The following is a 13,466-nucleotide window of genomic DNA, read 5'->3' on the forward strand; positions in this document are numbered from 1 at the left end:
GGCGATTTTTCTGTTCAACATGGGCATTATCATTTTTGCGGTAGGGTTGGCTTCGCGTAAATGTAAGGTCATTTTGCTGGCAAAAACGGAGGAGTTGGTCATTTAAGAACTCACTACCGTTATCGGTATGGATGCCCCAAGGTTTAAGCGGCCATTCGTTAAGGATAGCCTTCAGCTCGCGAAAGACGGCGGCCTGGCTGCGGCCAAGGATGGCTCTGCGGGACTGTAACCCGTCACCACGTCGACGACGGTGATGGTGTAGGCGAAATGGCCCAGGGAAGAACCGCCATGATGCTCCACCAGGTCGACTTCCAGGGCACCGGGGCGGTTTTCATTCCAAGCATAACATTCAATTGGCACCTTGCTACGAAGCCTGGAGCCGGGTTTTGGGTGGGGCAGGGTACGTTTAGGCTTAGGAGAGCGCCATTTAGCTATTCTTCTAGCCAAAGTAGGGCGGCTAATTCGAGCCAGCTGTTCCCGTATCTGAGGAGTGAGGAGGAGCTCTCCGTGGCTGGCCAGGAGCTCAGCCGTAGAAAGGAGTACTGGATGGAGGCGTTCGGCACAAGGATAATCCAGGGCCTCCCAAACGAGCTGGATGGCCGGGAGTGCCTCCAAATACTTTAATGGTTTAGAACGCTTTTTAGCTGGCTTTTTGGCAGGAATAGGATTATTTAAGACATAGATAGCATACTTACGGTTATAGCCGAGCATCTTGACTACCTCGTCGATAATCTGGGATTTTTCGGTTCGGGAAGCGGCCTGAGAGTAACGCTGGTGCATGTTGTTTAAATACTCACGGCGACTATTTAATGACATCCTCAATACACATCCCCTCGGTAAGATTTCGCCGTGAGTGAGCCGTTCCCCCTTCGGTTATATTTTAAGTGAGTGATCGCGGCCGTTGACTCGGACGGTGACCCGTGCTATAATAATTTACGCAGCGCTAGCTGCGGGCGATTAGCTCAGGGGGAGAGCACTTGCCTTACAAGCAAGGGGTCGGTAGTTCAAATCTACCATCGCCCACCAGGCGCGGAGCCGTAGTGTAGCGGTTTAACATGTCGGCCTGTCACGCCGAAGATCGCGGGTTCGAATCCCGTCGGCTCCGCCATTTTGCCCCGGTAGCTCAGTTGGTAGAGCAGTGGACTGAAAATCCACGTGTCGGCGGTTCGATTCCGCCCTGGGGCACCATAAGAACCGTAAAGGGGTTTCAGGTTAGCTGAAACCCCTTTTTTATTTTTTATTTTAGGAAACTAGTGGTGGATTTGTCCCCGGGCCAGGGAGGCGAAAATTCCCCCTACGGAGAAGACGGTGAAGGCGATAAAAGACAGGTTCATGCTTTTGACCAGGAGGTCGGCGTGCTGGGGGGCGATCTGGATACCGCGGAAGTAGAGGTTAAACATGATGGTAACGATGGCCATACTGAAGGCCTGCCCCAGGAGACGCATGGTACCCAGGATGGAAGAGGCTACGCCGTAGTAGGCTCTAGGTGCCGAGCTCATGACGGCATTGGTGTTGGGGGAGGAAAAGAGGGCAAAGCCGAACCCCAGAAGCAGGAGATTGGCCACGATTAGAGGAATCGGAGATTGTAAGCGTAAGGTGGATAAAACCAAAAGGCCCAAGGATGTAAGGCCCATGCCTGCCGAGGCCACAATGCGGGGTTCGACCCGGTCGGAGAGCTGGCCTGCTACAGGAGAAAGCAGTACTTGAACCACCGGCTGGACTAACAGAATTAGCCCGGCGGTTTGGGAGTCTAGGCCCTTCGCCACCTGGAGGTATAGGGAAAGGAGGTAGCCTACGGCATAGGTGGCACTGTAATTGATCAGGGCGGCCAGGTTGGAGAAGGTAAAGGCCGGATTGCCCCTGAAGAGGCGGACGTTCAATAAGGGGAAGGGAGCCCTTGCTTCCTGCCAGACGAAGAGGAGGATTCCCCCCAGGCCTACGAAAAAAAGCCACCTAGACAAGGCTCCCAGGGAAAAGGTAGAGGCCCCGTAAATTACTGCGGCCAGGCTCAGCACCGATAAAAGGGAACCGGCCCAATCGAATTTTTCGCCGTGGGCTCCTACCCATTCTCCCCGAAGCTTTGCCCAGGCGATGACCAGGGTGACCAAGCCCACTAGAGCATTTATACCGAACAGGAAACGCCATCCCAGGTAGTGGGTGATTATGCCTCCTAAAAAGGGTCCTGCAGACAGGCCGGCGTATACCGCCGCCGCATTTATGCCCAGCACCCGACCCCGCGAGTGGGCCGGGAAGGTCGAAATAAGGATGGCCACGGCCGTGCTGAAAATCATGGCACAGCTTATTCCGTGCAGGGCCCGCGCAACGATTAAAAAGGGAAGGGATGGTGCCAGGGTCGACAGGAAGGAGAAAAGAGTGTACCCCGCCAGACCCCCCAGGAACATTTTCCTGCGGCCGTAAAGGTCAGCTAGGCGCCCCAGGGGTAGAAGAAAGGCGGCCGAAGTCAAAAGGAAAGCCGAGACTACCCAATTGAGGCTAAGAGCTTCGGCGTGGAATTCTGCGCCGATGGCGGGGATGGCCAGATTAATAGAACTGCCCATAAAAGGTGTCAAAAAAGAGGCCAGGGTGCATACTAGCAGGGCATAGCTGCGGCTGGATGCAAGTTGTTGGCTTTCTTCCATGCTTTGCCTCTTCCCTTCAGCGTGAGCTTTAAGTGAATTATAACCATATTATATCACCTTCTTTAAAAAGGGAGGCTCAAAGTATGATAAAATACCCCTTGGAAGGGAGGTGTCCGGGAACCGAAGACTTAGCTGTGGTAAGCGGTACCGCCGAAAGGATGAGAACGCCCAAAAGAACATTTCCAGGGTAGAAAGGACGGAGAGTATGGAGTGGGGAGCAAAAGTTGCCGCTTGTATTGAGAGGGTGCGGGAGCGGCGGCCCCTGATCCACCATATTACCAATCTGGTGGTTACTAATGTTACGGCCAACGTTACCCTGGCCGTGGGCGCCTCACCGGTCATGGCCTATGCTCCGGAAGAAGTAGCGGATATGGCCAGACTGGCCCAAGGGGTGGTTTTGAACATGGGCACCCTGACGCAAGAGGTGGTAGAGGCCATGATGCTGGCAGGGAAGGCGGCCAAAGAGGCTGGGATACCGGTGATTTTCGATCCAGTAGGCGCAGGAGCCACTCCCTTCCGCACGTCGGTGGCGCACAGGATAATTGAGGAGGTACCCATCGATGTCCTGCGGGGCAACGCCTCGGAAATAGCCTGTGTAGCGGGATTGGGGGGGCGGACCAGGGGGGTGGATGCGGGAGATTCCCCTTCTGATGATTTAGCAGAGTTGACGAGGGAGATTGCCCGGAAGCTGGAGACGGTGGTGGTGACTACCGGAGCCACTGACTATGTTAGTGATGGGACCCGGCTACTGGCGGTGGACAACGGCCATCCTATGTTGACTCGGGTCACCGGCACCGGATGCTCGGCTACTTCGGTTATCGCCGCCTTCCGGGCCGTGGAGACTGATGGTGTTGAAGCCAGCGCGGCAGCCCTGGCCTATTACGGCCTGGCGGCGGAAAAGGCAGCGGAGGCTGCTGGCGGACCGGGGAGTTTTCAGGTGGCCCTTTTAGATGCCCTGTACAATTTGACCCGCGACGTGCTGCTCCAGGGGGTAAGAATTCGCGAGCCTAGGAGATCGTAGGGGTAAGGAGAGGGAATACGGTGTTTCCGTTGCTGTGGCCCCTGATCTTTCTTTTTGTGATAATACCTTTACTGCTCCTGTCGTTTTTCTTGAACCTGGCGGTGTTTTCCTTTGCCAAGCTGGGTTTATCCCCCCTGGGAGCGCTGCTGTTGCTCCTTGCTTCCCTTGCCGGGAGCCTGATTAACATTCCCGTTTACCGCCAGCGGATATACGACCATTCGCCCTTATGGCATCCCTTTTTCTTTTATTACCCTCCCCAGTTAAATTACCAGGTGGTTTGTATTAACGTAGGGGGAGCAGTAATACCGGTACTCTTTTCCTTATACCTTTTGAGCACCCGGGCGCCTTTCGGTGCCACCTGCCTGGCCGCGCTAATCGTGACCGCAGTTACTAAAGCCATGGCCCGGGTAGTCCCGGGAGCGGGTATTACGCTGCCCACCTTTATTCCGCCTGTGGTGGCCGCCCTGGCGGCCATCTTGATTGCGCCCTACAATGCGCCCCCGGTGGCCTACGTAGCGGGAGCCCTGGGTACCCTGCTGGGAGCCGACATCTTAAACCTGGGGGCCATTCGGAGGCTTAAGGCTCAGGTGGTGAGCATAGGGGGTGCAGGTGTTTTTGACGGCATCTTCCTGGTGGCCCTGGCAGCCGCTTTGCTAAGTTAATTTGCTAAGTTAAAGTGTTCCTGTAAGTGGGAGAATAAACCTGAAAGGTTGTTTCCAGAAGGTCTGCGGAGGAGAAGCTTCTGTGGTGCTGAGGCCCCGCTATGCACACATTCAGAGGCTGCGGAAAATAGCTAATACCCTGGCCAAGCACGGCTTTGGTTATTTCATCGACCAGCTAGGCTTTAGCGGTCTTCTTAACCGGGGTACCGGGGGCGAGAAGGCCCAGCTATCCCGCGGAGAGAGGTTACGCCTGGCGTTGGAAGAGCTGGGGCCTACTTTTGTGAAGCTCGGCCAATTCTTGAGCACCCGCCCTGACATAATCCCCAGGGATATCGTGCAGGAACTGAGCCGGCTGCAGGATAGGGTAGCCCCCTTCGCTACCGAAAGGGTATATGAGATCCTCAGGGATGAGCTGGGGGAAGGCTGGGAGGAGATTTTTGCTTCTTTCGATCCCGAGCCTTTGGCGGCGGCCTCCCTCGGGCAGGTCCACCTGGCCTCCCTGGCCGGAGGTCAAAGGGTGATAGTAAAGGTTCAGCGTCCCGAAGTGGCGCGGCTTATTCATACGGATCTGGAAATCCTCCACTACGTGGCCCAGGTGGCCCAAAGGCACAGCGTTTACGGCCAGATTTATGATTTCGTCGCCATGGCCGAGGAATTCAGCAGGGCGTTAAAGCAGGAGCTGGATTATACGGCCGAAGGGCGTAATGCCGACCGGCTGCGGCAGGCCCTGCGGGGTGAAGAAGGGGTGTATATACCCCGCGTCTACTGGGAGTACACCACGGGCCGGGTTTTGACCATGGAATTTGTGGAAGCGGTTAAGGTCAACGAGTTGGAGGAGCTTGCCCGCCGGGGCTATGACCCCCGGAGAATAGCCGACAATCTATTGCGGGCCTTTTACCGCCAGGTGCTGGTGGAAGGCTTCTTTCACGGGGACCCCCATCCGGGCAACCTGGCGGTCCTTCCGGGAGAAAGGATCGTCTTCATGGACTTCGGCCTGGTAGGTACTCTCTCCGATGAACACCGGCGGGAGATAATCCGCCTGGTCTTGGGGTTGGTAAGACGCCGCAGCCGGGATGTTATACGCGGTATGGTCAACCTGGGGACCGTCCCCTCCGACCTGGATATGAAGGCCTTGCGCCGGGAAATTGATAAGCTGCGCCAGAAGTATTTGGCGGTACCGCTGAAGGATATCAAACTGGGGTCGGCCATAGACGAACTCATTGACGTGGCCTTTCGGTTTCGTATCCGTATGCCGGGCGAATTTACCCTCCTGGTCAAGACCCTCCTCTCCTTGGAGGGCCTCATAACCACCTTAGACCCGCATTTAAGCTTTATCCAGCTTTCTACCCCTTACGTTTGGGAGCTGGTCCGCCGCCAGTACCGGCCGCGGGAAGTGTGGCGGGCGGTGGAGGAGAACCTGGGGGCTTACCTGGACCTTGCCTATGAGCTTCCGGTCCAGGTGCAGAGGATCCTTTCCCGCCTGAGCCGGGGCGACTTGACCATCAAGCTAGAGCACCAGGATTTGCGGTCTTTCTTCCGGCACCTGGAAGCCGCCGTCAACAAGCTGAGCCTGAGTTTAATCCTCTTGGCCTTTAGCATTATTATGGCCGGTTTGATCATCAGCGCGGGGCTGGGGGCCCTTCCGTTGACGGGCAGCCGCTTTTTCTTTCGCCTGCCGGTATTGGAAATAGGTTCGGTGATAGCGGTGGTCCTTTTTAGCTGGCTGTTGCTAACCATTTTCCGGGGAGGAAGATTTTAAGGCCCTTGACGTCCGTGACCGGGGGCGGGTGACCTGCCGCGCAGGAGTAAAGCGGGAGGAGATTGGGGAGCTCACGGCGAAGTAATAGTATAGAGCATCTCTTGGAAACGGGGTTGAGGGATGAAGATTATCATTGTAGGCGGTGGCAAAGTAGGGGCCCAGCTGGCCAAACAATGTCGTCAACTGGGCTACCAGGTGGTCCTTATCGAGTACCAGCGGAGCAGGGGAGAAAGATTAAGGCGGGAATTGGAGGTTCCGGTGGTAATCGGTGACGGCACGGATCCCCATGTAATGAAGGCGGCCGGCGCCGAAGAAGTGGATATCGTAGTAGCCGTAACGGACGATGACCAGGATAATCTCATTATTTGCCAGCAGGCCGAAAGGAGATTTAAGGCCAAGCGTACCCTGGCCTTGGTTAACAATCCGGGAAACGAGAAGCTTTTCAGCTGGCTGGGTGTGAATCAGGTAATCGGTCCGACCTCCTTAATTCTGGGCCTGATCCAGGGAACGGTGGACATGCAGCAGACCACCACCCTGTGGATGCAGGGTATCAAGGATCTAAAGATGATCCAGGTCAAGATAAGCCCCGAGGCTCCCGCGGTCAACTTGCGGGTGAGGGATCTAAAGCTTCCCAACGAATGTATTCTGGTAACCATTGTGCGGGGAGATACGGCCATCGTCCCCGGCGGAAATACGTGCATCAAGGCCGGCGATCTGGTCTTTGCCCTGACACACCCCAGTGTGGAGGCCGAAGTAGAAGCTGTGTTGGCCGGCCCAAAGCCCGTCTGAAAGGGGTCAAAGGGGGGCGGAACCCGTATTTCGCAATTAAGAAAGGGGAGAGGCCTTGAGGAAATATGCAAAACTCTGTATAATCCCCTTAGTCATAATTACCATTTTCTTTTTGCTCCGCGCTTTTCCCATGACGGACGACCCCCCTGGTAGGTGTGCTCTTGATGAACGACGCCCGCGTAGAAAAACTATTGGGTATGCGGGAAGGCCTGGCCCGAATGGGTTATAGCGAAGGGAAAAATATTGATTTCATAACCGCCAACGCCCGCAGCCGTCCGGAAGACCTGGATCGCTTGGCTGCAGAACTAATAGTCCGAAACCTGGTGTTGTAGTGGCCGGCGGGAGGATAGAGGCCGAGGTGCTGGCCCCCCTGGTTCAGCAAGGGCAAATGGTAATGTGCCATAGTTTCGTTCACAAGCATTAAATTTCTGGGGGAGTTATCCCAGGGGATAGTAGAGATATTCCATAAGCAGTCGAGATATAGCGAGACCTGATCTAAGAGGAGTACGGGCATAGCACCGACGGCCGGGTTTATGGCCATACGGGAGGCATGGAGGGCTTGGGCTGGCGTTTGGCCCTTCATGCCTTTTCCGAAGTGAGGGCGTTGATAATTGAAATAGAGGGTCCAGTCCTGGGCCATTTTAAAGAAGGAAGCCCTGGAAGTCACTTTGGCCAGGTTAATGGCATAGAATTCTTCGTCATCAGTACGGTGAGAGCGCTCGACGAAAGTATTGAACTGCTTTTGTCCTGGTGGGATATTAAGCAAAGAGACGTCTAGATGATTAAAGATAAAGTTTTGCATAAGGGTACGTTTTCTAGAGGTAGCTGGTCCACCGAATTCCCCACCATTGTCGGTCTGGAAGAAGAGGTGGTGAAATACACCGAAGGCTCGTAGCCAATAGGCCAGGAGGAGTAAGAAGGTCAGGCCATTGTTGAAGGTGAGCTCGGTAGCATAGGCAATGAACCTTAACCGGGTTTTTATATCGATAGCGGTAAACTGGTATTTAGGCAACTTATTACGCAGAATAGCGGCATAAGCCTTTAGAGGCAAGGCATGCTGGTCGGCTATGTATTTAGTATCGATTTGCCAAAACTGTAAAGGTTTGAAGCAGAGAGGTCTACGAAATAACGTTTTTGACCGTTAAAAGATTTAACTTTACGGCAGTTAACGCGGGCACGGCGTAGGATATTACGGATAGTGTAGGGGGACAGGTAGATATGGCAGGAGGTAGCTAAAGCGACGGCCAGGCGTTTAGGGCCGAAGTTAGTGGCCTTAGCCATTTCCACTACCAATTTTTCGATATGAGAGGGTGTACGGTTAGGCATGGGGTTTTTGGGGCCTCTTTTGAGGATACAAGCGCTAAGATCGTGCCCTGAGTTTCTATAACGGTGGAGGAGCGTATACACCCAACGGACGGAGACCCCAAGGATAGCAGCAACCTCTCTAGGGGAATGATTATTCAACAGGGAGATAATAAGCTGAACTGGTGCCTGAGGGTTTCCAGAAGCTTTAAGTTGTTGGTATAATGTCATTGGGTGGGTGTCCCTCCTTTCGGGGTTTTTGATGACCACTTTGATAATATCCCTGGGATACCCACCCTTTGCAATACCTGTTTGACCCTCTCAAAGTACTGGGAACGAAACTCTGGCCTATCTACAACACTGCCGGAAAAAGACCTTGACGGAGGTAAGGGCTCTATGCTATAATCCTTCGTGCAAGGGTTGTGCGGAAGTAGCTCAGTGGTAGAGCATCGCCTTGCCAAGGCGAGGGCCGCGGGTTCAAATCCCGTCTTCCGCTCCATTTTTTATATTGGGGTTTTTTGAATGAGGCGCGGTGGCGAAGGGGCTAACGCCGCGGTCTGCAAAACCGCTATTCGCCGGTTCAAATCCGGCCCGCGCCTCCAGTACTTAAGGGGGGACCATTTCAGATAAGGAGATGGTCTCCTATTTATATTTGGGGGGTGTTCCCGATTATGGACGGCAGCGCGGCCGGTTTTCCCCGGACCAATCCCTTTATAGAGCTGCTGGACATTGAATTTGTACGTATAGAGCCGGGACAAGCGGAAACCAGGCTTAAAGTGGCCCGTAAACACCTTAATCCGTGGAATTATCTCCACGGCGGCGTATTCGCAGCCCTGGCGGATACTACTATGGGTGCGGCAGTTCGCTCCTCGGCCAAGGTTTATACTACGACTAATCTGGATCTCCACTACATAAAGCCGGTTAAAGAAGGCGAAGAGGTAATTTGCCGCGGTAAAGTAATCCACCCGGGCAACCACATCATCCATGCGGAAGCGGTTATGATGGTGGGAACGCGCGTAGTTGCCACGGCTAGCGCCACCTTCTACGTCCTTAATCCCGGAAGCTGAAACCCGGAATCGGTGTTGAAGAAGTCCTCGAAAATATGTTATAATTGCCTTACGCAATGATTTGCGCGAGAGTGGCGGAACAGGCAGACGCCCGAGACTTAAAATCTCGTGGACCGTTTGGTCCGTGCGGGTTCGAGTCCCGCCTCTCGCACCAGTTGAAAACAGTAGGTTAGCAGGCAGGCCAAAAACTGCAGCGGTAAAATAAAAAGGCTATGTCTTGTTAAGCTTGAATGCCTTGCCTAACCTAACCTTTCGAGACTATATTAAAACAACGTCTCAGGCCTCCCGTACAGCCGAATAAGAAAGTATGGGGGGTTTTGTTTTTATGACTAAAAAAATAGTTAGACTGCGTAAAAATGTTCCTGAATGTTGGAAGGAAACTGTCGAAGAATATCTAATATCTACATCCTGACTTTATCAGATGAGAATCTAGAAGCCGCATAAAATCTAGGAAGATAGAAACCAAGGCGTGCATTTTGCCACTACGCCTGGCCCTGCCAGCGAGAAGCAAACTCTTCTACACGAGTGATATTGGCAGGGGGAGCGATTCGCATCAGGCGCAGGATCTTTTTGCTTAACTCTGTACCCTTGGTCTTAATAAAGAAGGTTTCTCCTTCGATTTCCACCTCGGCAAAGTTGAGGGAGTTTAACGCTTCCCGGATCTCTACCGGCGAGGCGTTTTCTCCAGCTTGCCGGAGCTTGGATTCCAGGGTGCGTTCGAGAAGAAAGGCCAGGAAACAGATTACAAAGTGCCCCTTAATCCGCCTTTCGGTCCAATGGAAAACCGGTCGTACTTCCAGGGTGCTTTTCATGACGCGGAAGGATTCTTCAATCCGCCACAGGTTGTGGTAAGCATCCAGAATGTCTTTGGCGCTCATCTCTTTCTCGTTGGTCTGGATGCCGTAGTAGCCGTCAAATTGTTGGTCCCAGTTAATTGCTTCTTCGTCCAGCACCCAGGTGCCGGTACAATCTACTTCTTTGAGGTATTTCTTGCCGCCGCGTTTATTGCTGGCCCGGATTTTAGCCTTGCTTTCTAAAAGGCTTTGGGCCTTCTCGATTAACCTTTCCCGGTCGGACCGGTCTTTCTCCGCCCGCCGGCTGGAGTAGGTGACGATCAGTTTTTCGGGTAATTGGTATTTTTCTCCTTCAGCGGTGAACTCGTTTATGTATTCGATAACCTTGTAGCGAAGGACTTCTCCTTCTTCGTCGTCCTTGATCTCCTGATAGCCGTCTTCGTCCAGGATCATATCGGTAATCTCTTTCTTCATCTTCTTAATGCGGGCGGCAAAAATGTAGCTGTAGTTACGTTCTACTATGCGCTTTAAATTGAGCTTGCTGTTAATCCCCCGGTCCGCCACGATAATTACCCGGCGCAGGCCAAAACGTTTTTCCAGCTTTTCTAAGGCTGCTTCCAGGGTTTTACCGTCAAAGGTATTGCCGGGGAAAAGCTCATAGCCTATGGGCCGACCTTCGCAATCAATAAGTAAACCCAGTACCACCTGGACTTCGTTGTACTTGCCGTCTTTACTGAAGCCAAAATCTCGTAAAGTATCGGCTTTGACGCTGGCAAAGGAAAAGGTCGTTACGTCGTAAAATACCACATCTACTTTCATGTTGAAAAGGTGGCGGTTCTTCCGGAACATCTCTTCTTCCAGCAATTCTTTGTGCTCACTGAGTAAATCCAGGGAGCGATAGAGGTGGTTCAAAGCCACGTCGGGCAAACTGGCATAACGTTGCTGGTGGTTGTAGGTGCCCAGTTTGCTCCTGGGCTCAAGGAGGTGCTGGACGACCATCAGAAAACTCGCGTCACTTAAGCTGAATTGGACCTTGTGTTTGGCACTAATCTCTTTCAGCAGTTCGGGTAGTTCAAATTGGTTCCAGATCTTCCGGTAGACCACATAACCCCAGTTCTTGATCTGCGCCTCAGAGAAGTTCGCTAAACTGGTCACCTCCCTGGCCTTGGACAATTCTAAAAGGCGCTTTCCCAATCTTTGAAAGCTGGGGTTGTTTTCAATCTCATCCAGGCGGCCGAGATTTAAAAGGACCTTGTGTTTGACAACACCGTTTTCCCGGTAAGACCGAACCAACTGAACGTACTGGTGGTCCCTAGATTTAGTTATCTTGATGAACATGTTTTTATGATACCACTATTTACACCTATTGTCTAGCTATATAACCATTATTACCGCTAATGTTGCCACTACACTTTTCGCTTTCTGACCGGCTTTGAGCCCGCAAACCTAGATTTTATGCGGGTCCCTGTTTCCAAAACGAGTTGTAACTGATAAAGTCAGGATATATTTTAGTAGGCTTTCGTAAAAAGAAAGCGGAAGGCAGAATAGTAGGAAAACCTTTGCAGGTCTTAGAGATTTACACACAAGACCTTAACCCCAAAAATTTATCCAGCAATAAGAAGGAATTCTTGGAGTTATGTTGAATCATTACTATGGTCAAGCAACATAGTTGTGTATTATGCAACATAATGTGCCCGGAGGCGTTGCAAAAGGAGACCGGGCACCCGGTGTACCTGGGGCTCCGGGACCTAAATGAAGTATATATGTGGATAAGATTACCTCCATGAACGGCAGGCGTTCACCCCTTTACTGCACGGGATTGGGAAAGGCCATTTTGGCCTTCCTAAAGAATCTGAAATCGAGACCTTTATCCAAACCTCCAAGCTCAAGAGATTTACGCCTAATACCATTACTGAGCCCGAAGGCCTGAAGCAGGAGGTGAGGCGAATTCGCAACGGGGACATGCCCTGGATCTCGAGGAGCATGAGGTAGGTATACGTTGCGACCCGTGCTGTTCCCAAGTCCTTAAGAACAAGGGGCGACAATTGGCTGTGCTCAAAGGCATAGGGTAGATTGGTTGTGTCGTCCAGGCATGGACGGTTAACCAAGAAAAGTACAGCGTCTTACAATACGAGACAATATTAACAGCTTCACGGTCTCTATTGTTTGGTTTGTCAAGCTTGAGTATTAAAGAGGCATCTGCGTTGTGGCCGATTTTTTAGAAGGCCTTGACATAATCTTACAGAAGCAACCCTATAATTAATAGGGTAGGCGCCTCAGGAATATAAAAAGCCTTAAGGAGATGGCAAGCGTTGGTAAAATAACCCCAAAAAGGGTATATTACTTCTTCTACCACCCTTTATGGTAGTATCTACCACTTAATTTAGGCTGCCTTTACTAAACTGCGTAGGTTTTCTCCTTTCTTTTCTCGTATCCTCCCTAGCGCCATGGCCAGCATCACCGCTAACGCTAGAGCGCATGTTAAACTCATCTTCTTTAATCCTCGAATAAAGTGTTGCTCAAAACCAAAACTCTGGTCTAATCGGCTGTTTACTCGCTCCACCGCTGTACGCTTCTTGTAAAGTTCCTCCCAGCGGTAGCTGGAACGTGCTAGCGGCGTGAACACCCTCCGGTCTTCCTTAAGGGGTATCCGAATACTGCTCTTAACCGGACATTTATCTATTCCCTTGCATCTTAACCCATAATGCCTGGCCGGACAGCGGTATTTTAATGTTTCCCGGTCCTTCTCAAATCCTCCATAGGCCATCTCCCTCTTTATCCCCGTCTCCGGACAGTAACAGTATACTTTCCCCTTATAGTCGTATACTACGCTCTCCTGCCCCGCTATTAGTTTAGTTTCTTCCCCGTCTTTCCATTGGTTCCTTATGTCTATGACCGGCTTTATTTGATACTCTTCCCATAGCTCGATGATTAGTTCTGTGGAGTCGTAGGCCTTGTCTGCTGTAAGATATTTAATCCTTTCAAAGGTCCCCGGTGCCTTCTCTTTTACCCTCTCCAGAAGCTTGGGCGCCTCTTTTACTTCGCTCGCCGACGCCTTGGTAACTTTAAACCCTAGAGGCAGTTCGTATAGGGCATCTACTATTAGGTGCAGCCGAAATCCAAACCATTTCACTACTTTTTCCCACTGGCTGCCGTCTTCCCTCTTACCCCGGTAAACCTTACACCCCCAGTCTGCATCTTGTTCCCGCCGACCGTCAGGTCTAAGCTCCCCCACTTTTTCCTTCTTCCTCCCACGACTTAAGCTCGCCAAGGCTTTGCCGTCTATGGCCGCTACTTCTCCAAAACCCGGTAGTTCCTCCCTTAGCTCCTCTACCAGCCGGTAAAATATTTCTTCGACCTTCTCTTCTTTCTTAAGCAGTTTCCCCAAAAACCGGCTGTATACCCATGACGGCGGTACGGCTTTTTCTCCCTT

10 protein-coding genes, 6 tRNA genes and 2 pseudogenes are annotated in these 13,466 nt (G+C 52.2%); 13 read left to right on the plus strand and 5 right to left on the minus strand.

Annotated features, from left to right (window positions below):
* Positions 1–171 precede the first annotated feature (171 nt).
* Positions 172–816 (minus strand): hypothetical protein, encoded by a 645-nt coding sequence (locus TAMC210_RS13265; protein ID WP_173297428.1) that lies wholly within the window; start codon positions 814–816, stop codon positions 172–174.
* A 135-nt stretch (positions 817–951) separates the two neighbouring features.
* On the opposite strand from TAMC210_RS13265, the gene TAMC210_RS04000 reads away from it, so the two are divergent.
* The 3 genes from TAMC210_RS04000 to TAMC210_RS04010 all read left to right on the plus strand — a co-directional run bounded on the left by TAMC210_RS04000 (position 952) and on the right by TAMC210_RS04010 (position 1,188).
* Positions 952–1,026 (plus strand) — tRNA-Val (locus TAMC210_RS04000).
* A 5-nt stretch (positions 1,027–1,031) separates the two neighbouring features.
* Positions 1,032–1,108 (plus strand) — tRNA-Asp (locus TAMC210_RS04005).
* 4 nt (positions 1,109–1,112) lie between these two features.
* Positions 1,113–1,188 (plus strand) — tRNA-Phe (locus TAMC210_RS04010).
* A gap of 62 nt (positions 1,189–1,250) precedes the next feature.
* Here TAMC210_RS04010 and TAMC210_RS04015 read toward each other — a convergent pair.
* Positions 1,251–2,639 (minus strand): MFS transporter, encoded by a 1,389-nt coding sequence (locus tag TAMC210_RS04015; protein ID WP_173297481.1) that lies wholly within the window; start codon positions 2,637–2,639, stop codon positions 1,251–1,253.
* A gap of 205 nt (positions 2,640–2,844) precedes the next feature.
* Between TAMC210_RS04015 and thiM the strand changes: the two genes are divergently transcribed.
* The 5 genes from thiM to TAMC210_RS13470 all read left to right on the plus strand — a co-directional run bounded on the left by thiM (position 2,845) and on the right by TAMC210_RS13470 (position 7,202).
* Positions 2,845–3,660 (plus strand): hydroxyethylthiazole kinase, encoded by an 816-nt coding sequence (gene thiM / locus TAMC210_RS04020; protein ID WP_173297482.1) that lies wholly within the window; start codon positions 2,845–2,847, stop codon positions 3,658–3,660.
* Between the two features lie 20 nt (positions 3,661–3,680).
* On the plus strand, positions 3,681–4,322 hold the full coding sequence (locus TAMC210_RS04025; protein ID WP_254388491.1) for a DUF1614 domain-containing protein: 642 nt from the start codon (positions 3,681–3,683) through the stop codon (positions 4,320–4,322).
* Positions 4,323–4,404: 82 nt separating this feature from the next.
* A complete protein-coding gene (locus TAMC210_RS04030) occupies positions 4,405–6,081 on the plus strand; it encodes an ABC1 kinase family protein (RefSeq protein ID WP_173297483.1) in 1,677 nt (558 codons plus the stop codon).
* A 120-nt stretch (positions 6,082–6,201) separates the two neighbouring features.
* Positions 6,202–6,870 (plus strand): potassium channel family protein, encoded by a 669-nt coding sequence (locus tag TAMC210_RS04035; RefSeq protein ID WP_173297484.1) that lies wholly within the window; start codon positions 6,202–6,204, stop codon positions 6,868–6,870.
* A 164-nt stretch (positions 6,871–7,034) separates the two neighbouring features.
* Complete coding sequence (locus TAMC210_RS13470) at positions 7,035–7,202, plus strand: hypothetical protein (RefSeq protein WP_254388507.1); 168 nt, start codon at positions 7,035–7,037, stop codon at positions 7,200–7,202.
* 59 nt (positions 7,203–7,261) lie between these two features.
* Here the strand turns inward: TAMC210_RS13470 and TAMC210_RS14040 are convergent.
* Positions 7,262–8,403, minus strand: a pseudogene (locus TAMC210_RS14040) (helix-turn-helix domain-containing protein); the annotation flags it as partial.
* Positions 8,404–8,596: 193 nt separating this feature from the next.
* Here TAMC210_RS14040 and TAMC210_RS04045 point away from each other — a divergent pair.
* The 4 genes from TAMC210_RS04045 to TAMC210_RS04060 all read left to right on the plus strand — a co-directional run bounded on the left by TAMC210_RS04045 (position 8,597) and on the right by TAMC210_RS04060 (position 9,393).
* Positions 8,597–8,671: transfer RNA gene (locus TAMC210_RS04045), tRNA-Gly, on the plus strand.
* A 27-nt stretch (positions 8,672–8,698) separates the two neighbouring features.
* Positions 8,699–8,774 (plus strand) — tRNA-Cys (locus TAMC210_RS04050).
* Between the two features lie 69 nt (positions 8,775–8,843).
* Positions 8,844–9,239 carry a PaaI family thioesterase gene (locus TAMC210_RS04055; RefSeq protein ID WP_173297485.1) on the plus strand — a complete coding sequence of 132 codons (396 nt, stop codon included), beginning with the start codon at positions 8,844–8,846 and terminating at the stop codon, positions 9,237–9,239.
* Between the two features lie 65 nt (positions 9,240–9,304).
* Positions 9,305–9,393: transfer RNA gene (locus TAMC210_RS04060), tRNA-Leu, on the plus strand.
* A gap of 328 nt (positions 9,394–9,721) precedes the next feature.
* Here TAMC210_RS04060 and TAMC210_RS04065 read toward each other — a convergent pair.
* On the minus strand, positions 9,722–11,371 hold the full coding sequence (locus tag TAMC210_RS04065) for an IS1634 family transposase (RefSeq protein ID WP_173297029.1): 1,650 nt from the start codon (positions 11,369–11,371) through the stop codon (positions 9,722–9,724).
* 445 nt (positions 11,372–11,816) lie between these two features.
* Here TAMC210_RS04065 and TAMC210_RS13890 point away from each other — a divergent pair.
* Positions 11,817–12,025 (plus strand): annotated as a pseudogene (locus tag TAMC210_RS13890) (IclR family transcriptional regulator domain-containing protein).
* Between the two features lie 391 nt (positions 12,026–12,416).
* On the opposite strand, the gene TAMC210_RS04075 reads toward TAMC210_RS13890, so the two are convergent.
* A partial coding sequence (locus TAMC210_RS04075; RefSeq protein ID WP_173297487.1) for a transposase occupies positions 12,417–13,466 on the minus strand: 1,050 nt, incomplete at its 5' end.

The organism is Thermanaeromonas sp. C210 (assembly GCF_013167955.1).
In the GTDB taxonomy this organism is placed as follows: domain Bacteria; phylum Bacillota; class DSM-521; order Neomoorellales; family Neomoorellaceae; genus UBA12545.

What these genes read in the sequence shown, in the direction of transcription:
- TAMC210_RS13265 (WP_173297428.1), bottom strand. Translation starts at nt 816, where the DNA reads ATGTCATTAAATAGTCGCCGTGAGTATTTAAACAACATGCACCAGCGT.
- TAMC210_RS04015 (WP_173297481.1), bottom strand. Translation starts at nt 2,639, where the DNA reads ATGGAAGAAAGCCAACAACTTGCATCCAGCCGCAGCTATGCCCTGCTA.
- thiM (WP_173297482.1), top strand. Translation starts at nt 2,845, where the DNA reads ATGGAGTGGGGAGCAAAAGTTGCCGCTTGTATTGAGAGGGTGCGGGAG.
- TAMC210_RS04035 (WP_173297484.1), top strand. Translation starts at nt 6,202, where the DNA reads ATGAAGATTATCATTGTAGGCGGTGGCAAAGTAGGGGCCCAGCTGGCC.
- TAMC210_RS13470 (WP_254388507.1), top strand. Translation starts at nt 7,035, where the DNA reads ATGAACGACGCCCGCGTAGAAAAACTATTGGGTATGCGGGAAGGCCTG.
- TAMC210_RS04055 (WP_173297485.1), top strand. Translation starts at nt 8,844, where the DNA reads ATGGACGGCAGCGCGGCCGGTTTTCCCCGGACCAATCCCTTTATAGAG.
- TAMC210_RS04065 (WP_173297029.1), bottom strand. Translation starts at nt 11,371, where the DNA reads ATGTTCATCAAGATAACTAAATCTAGGGACCACCAGTACGTTCAGTTG.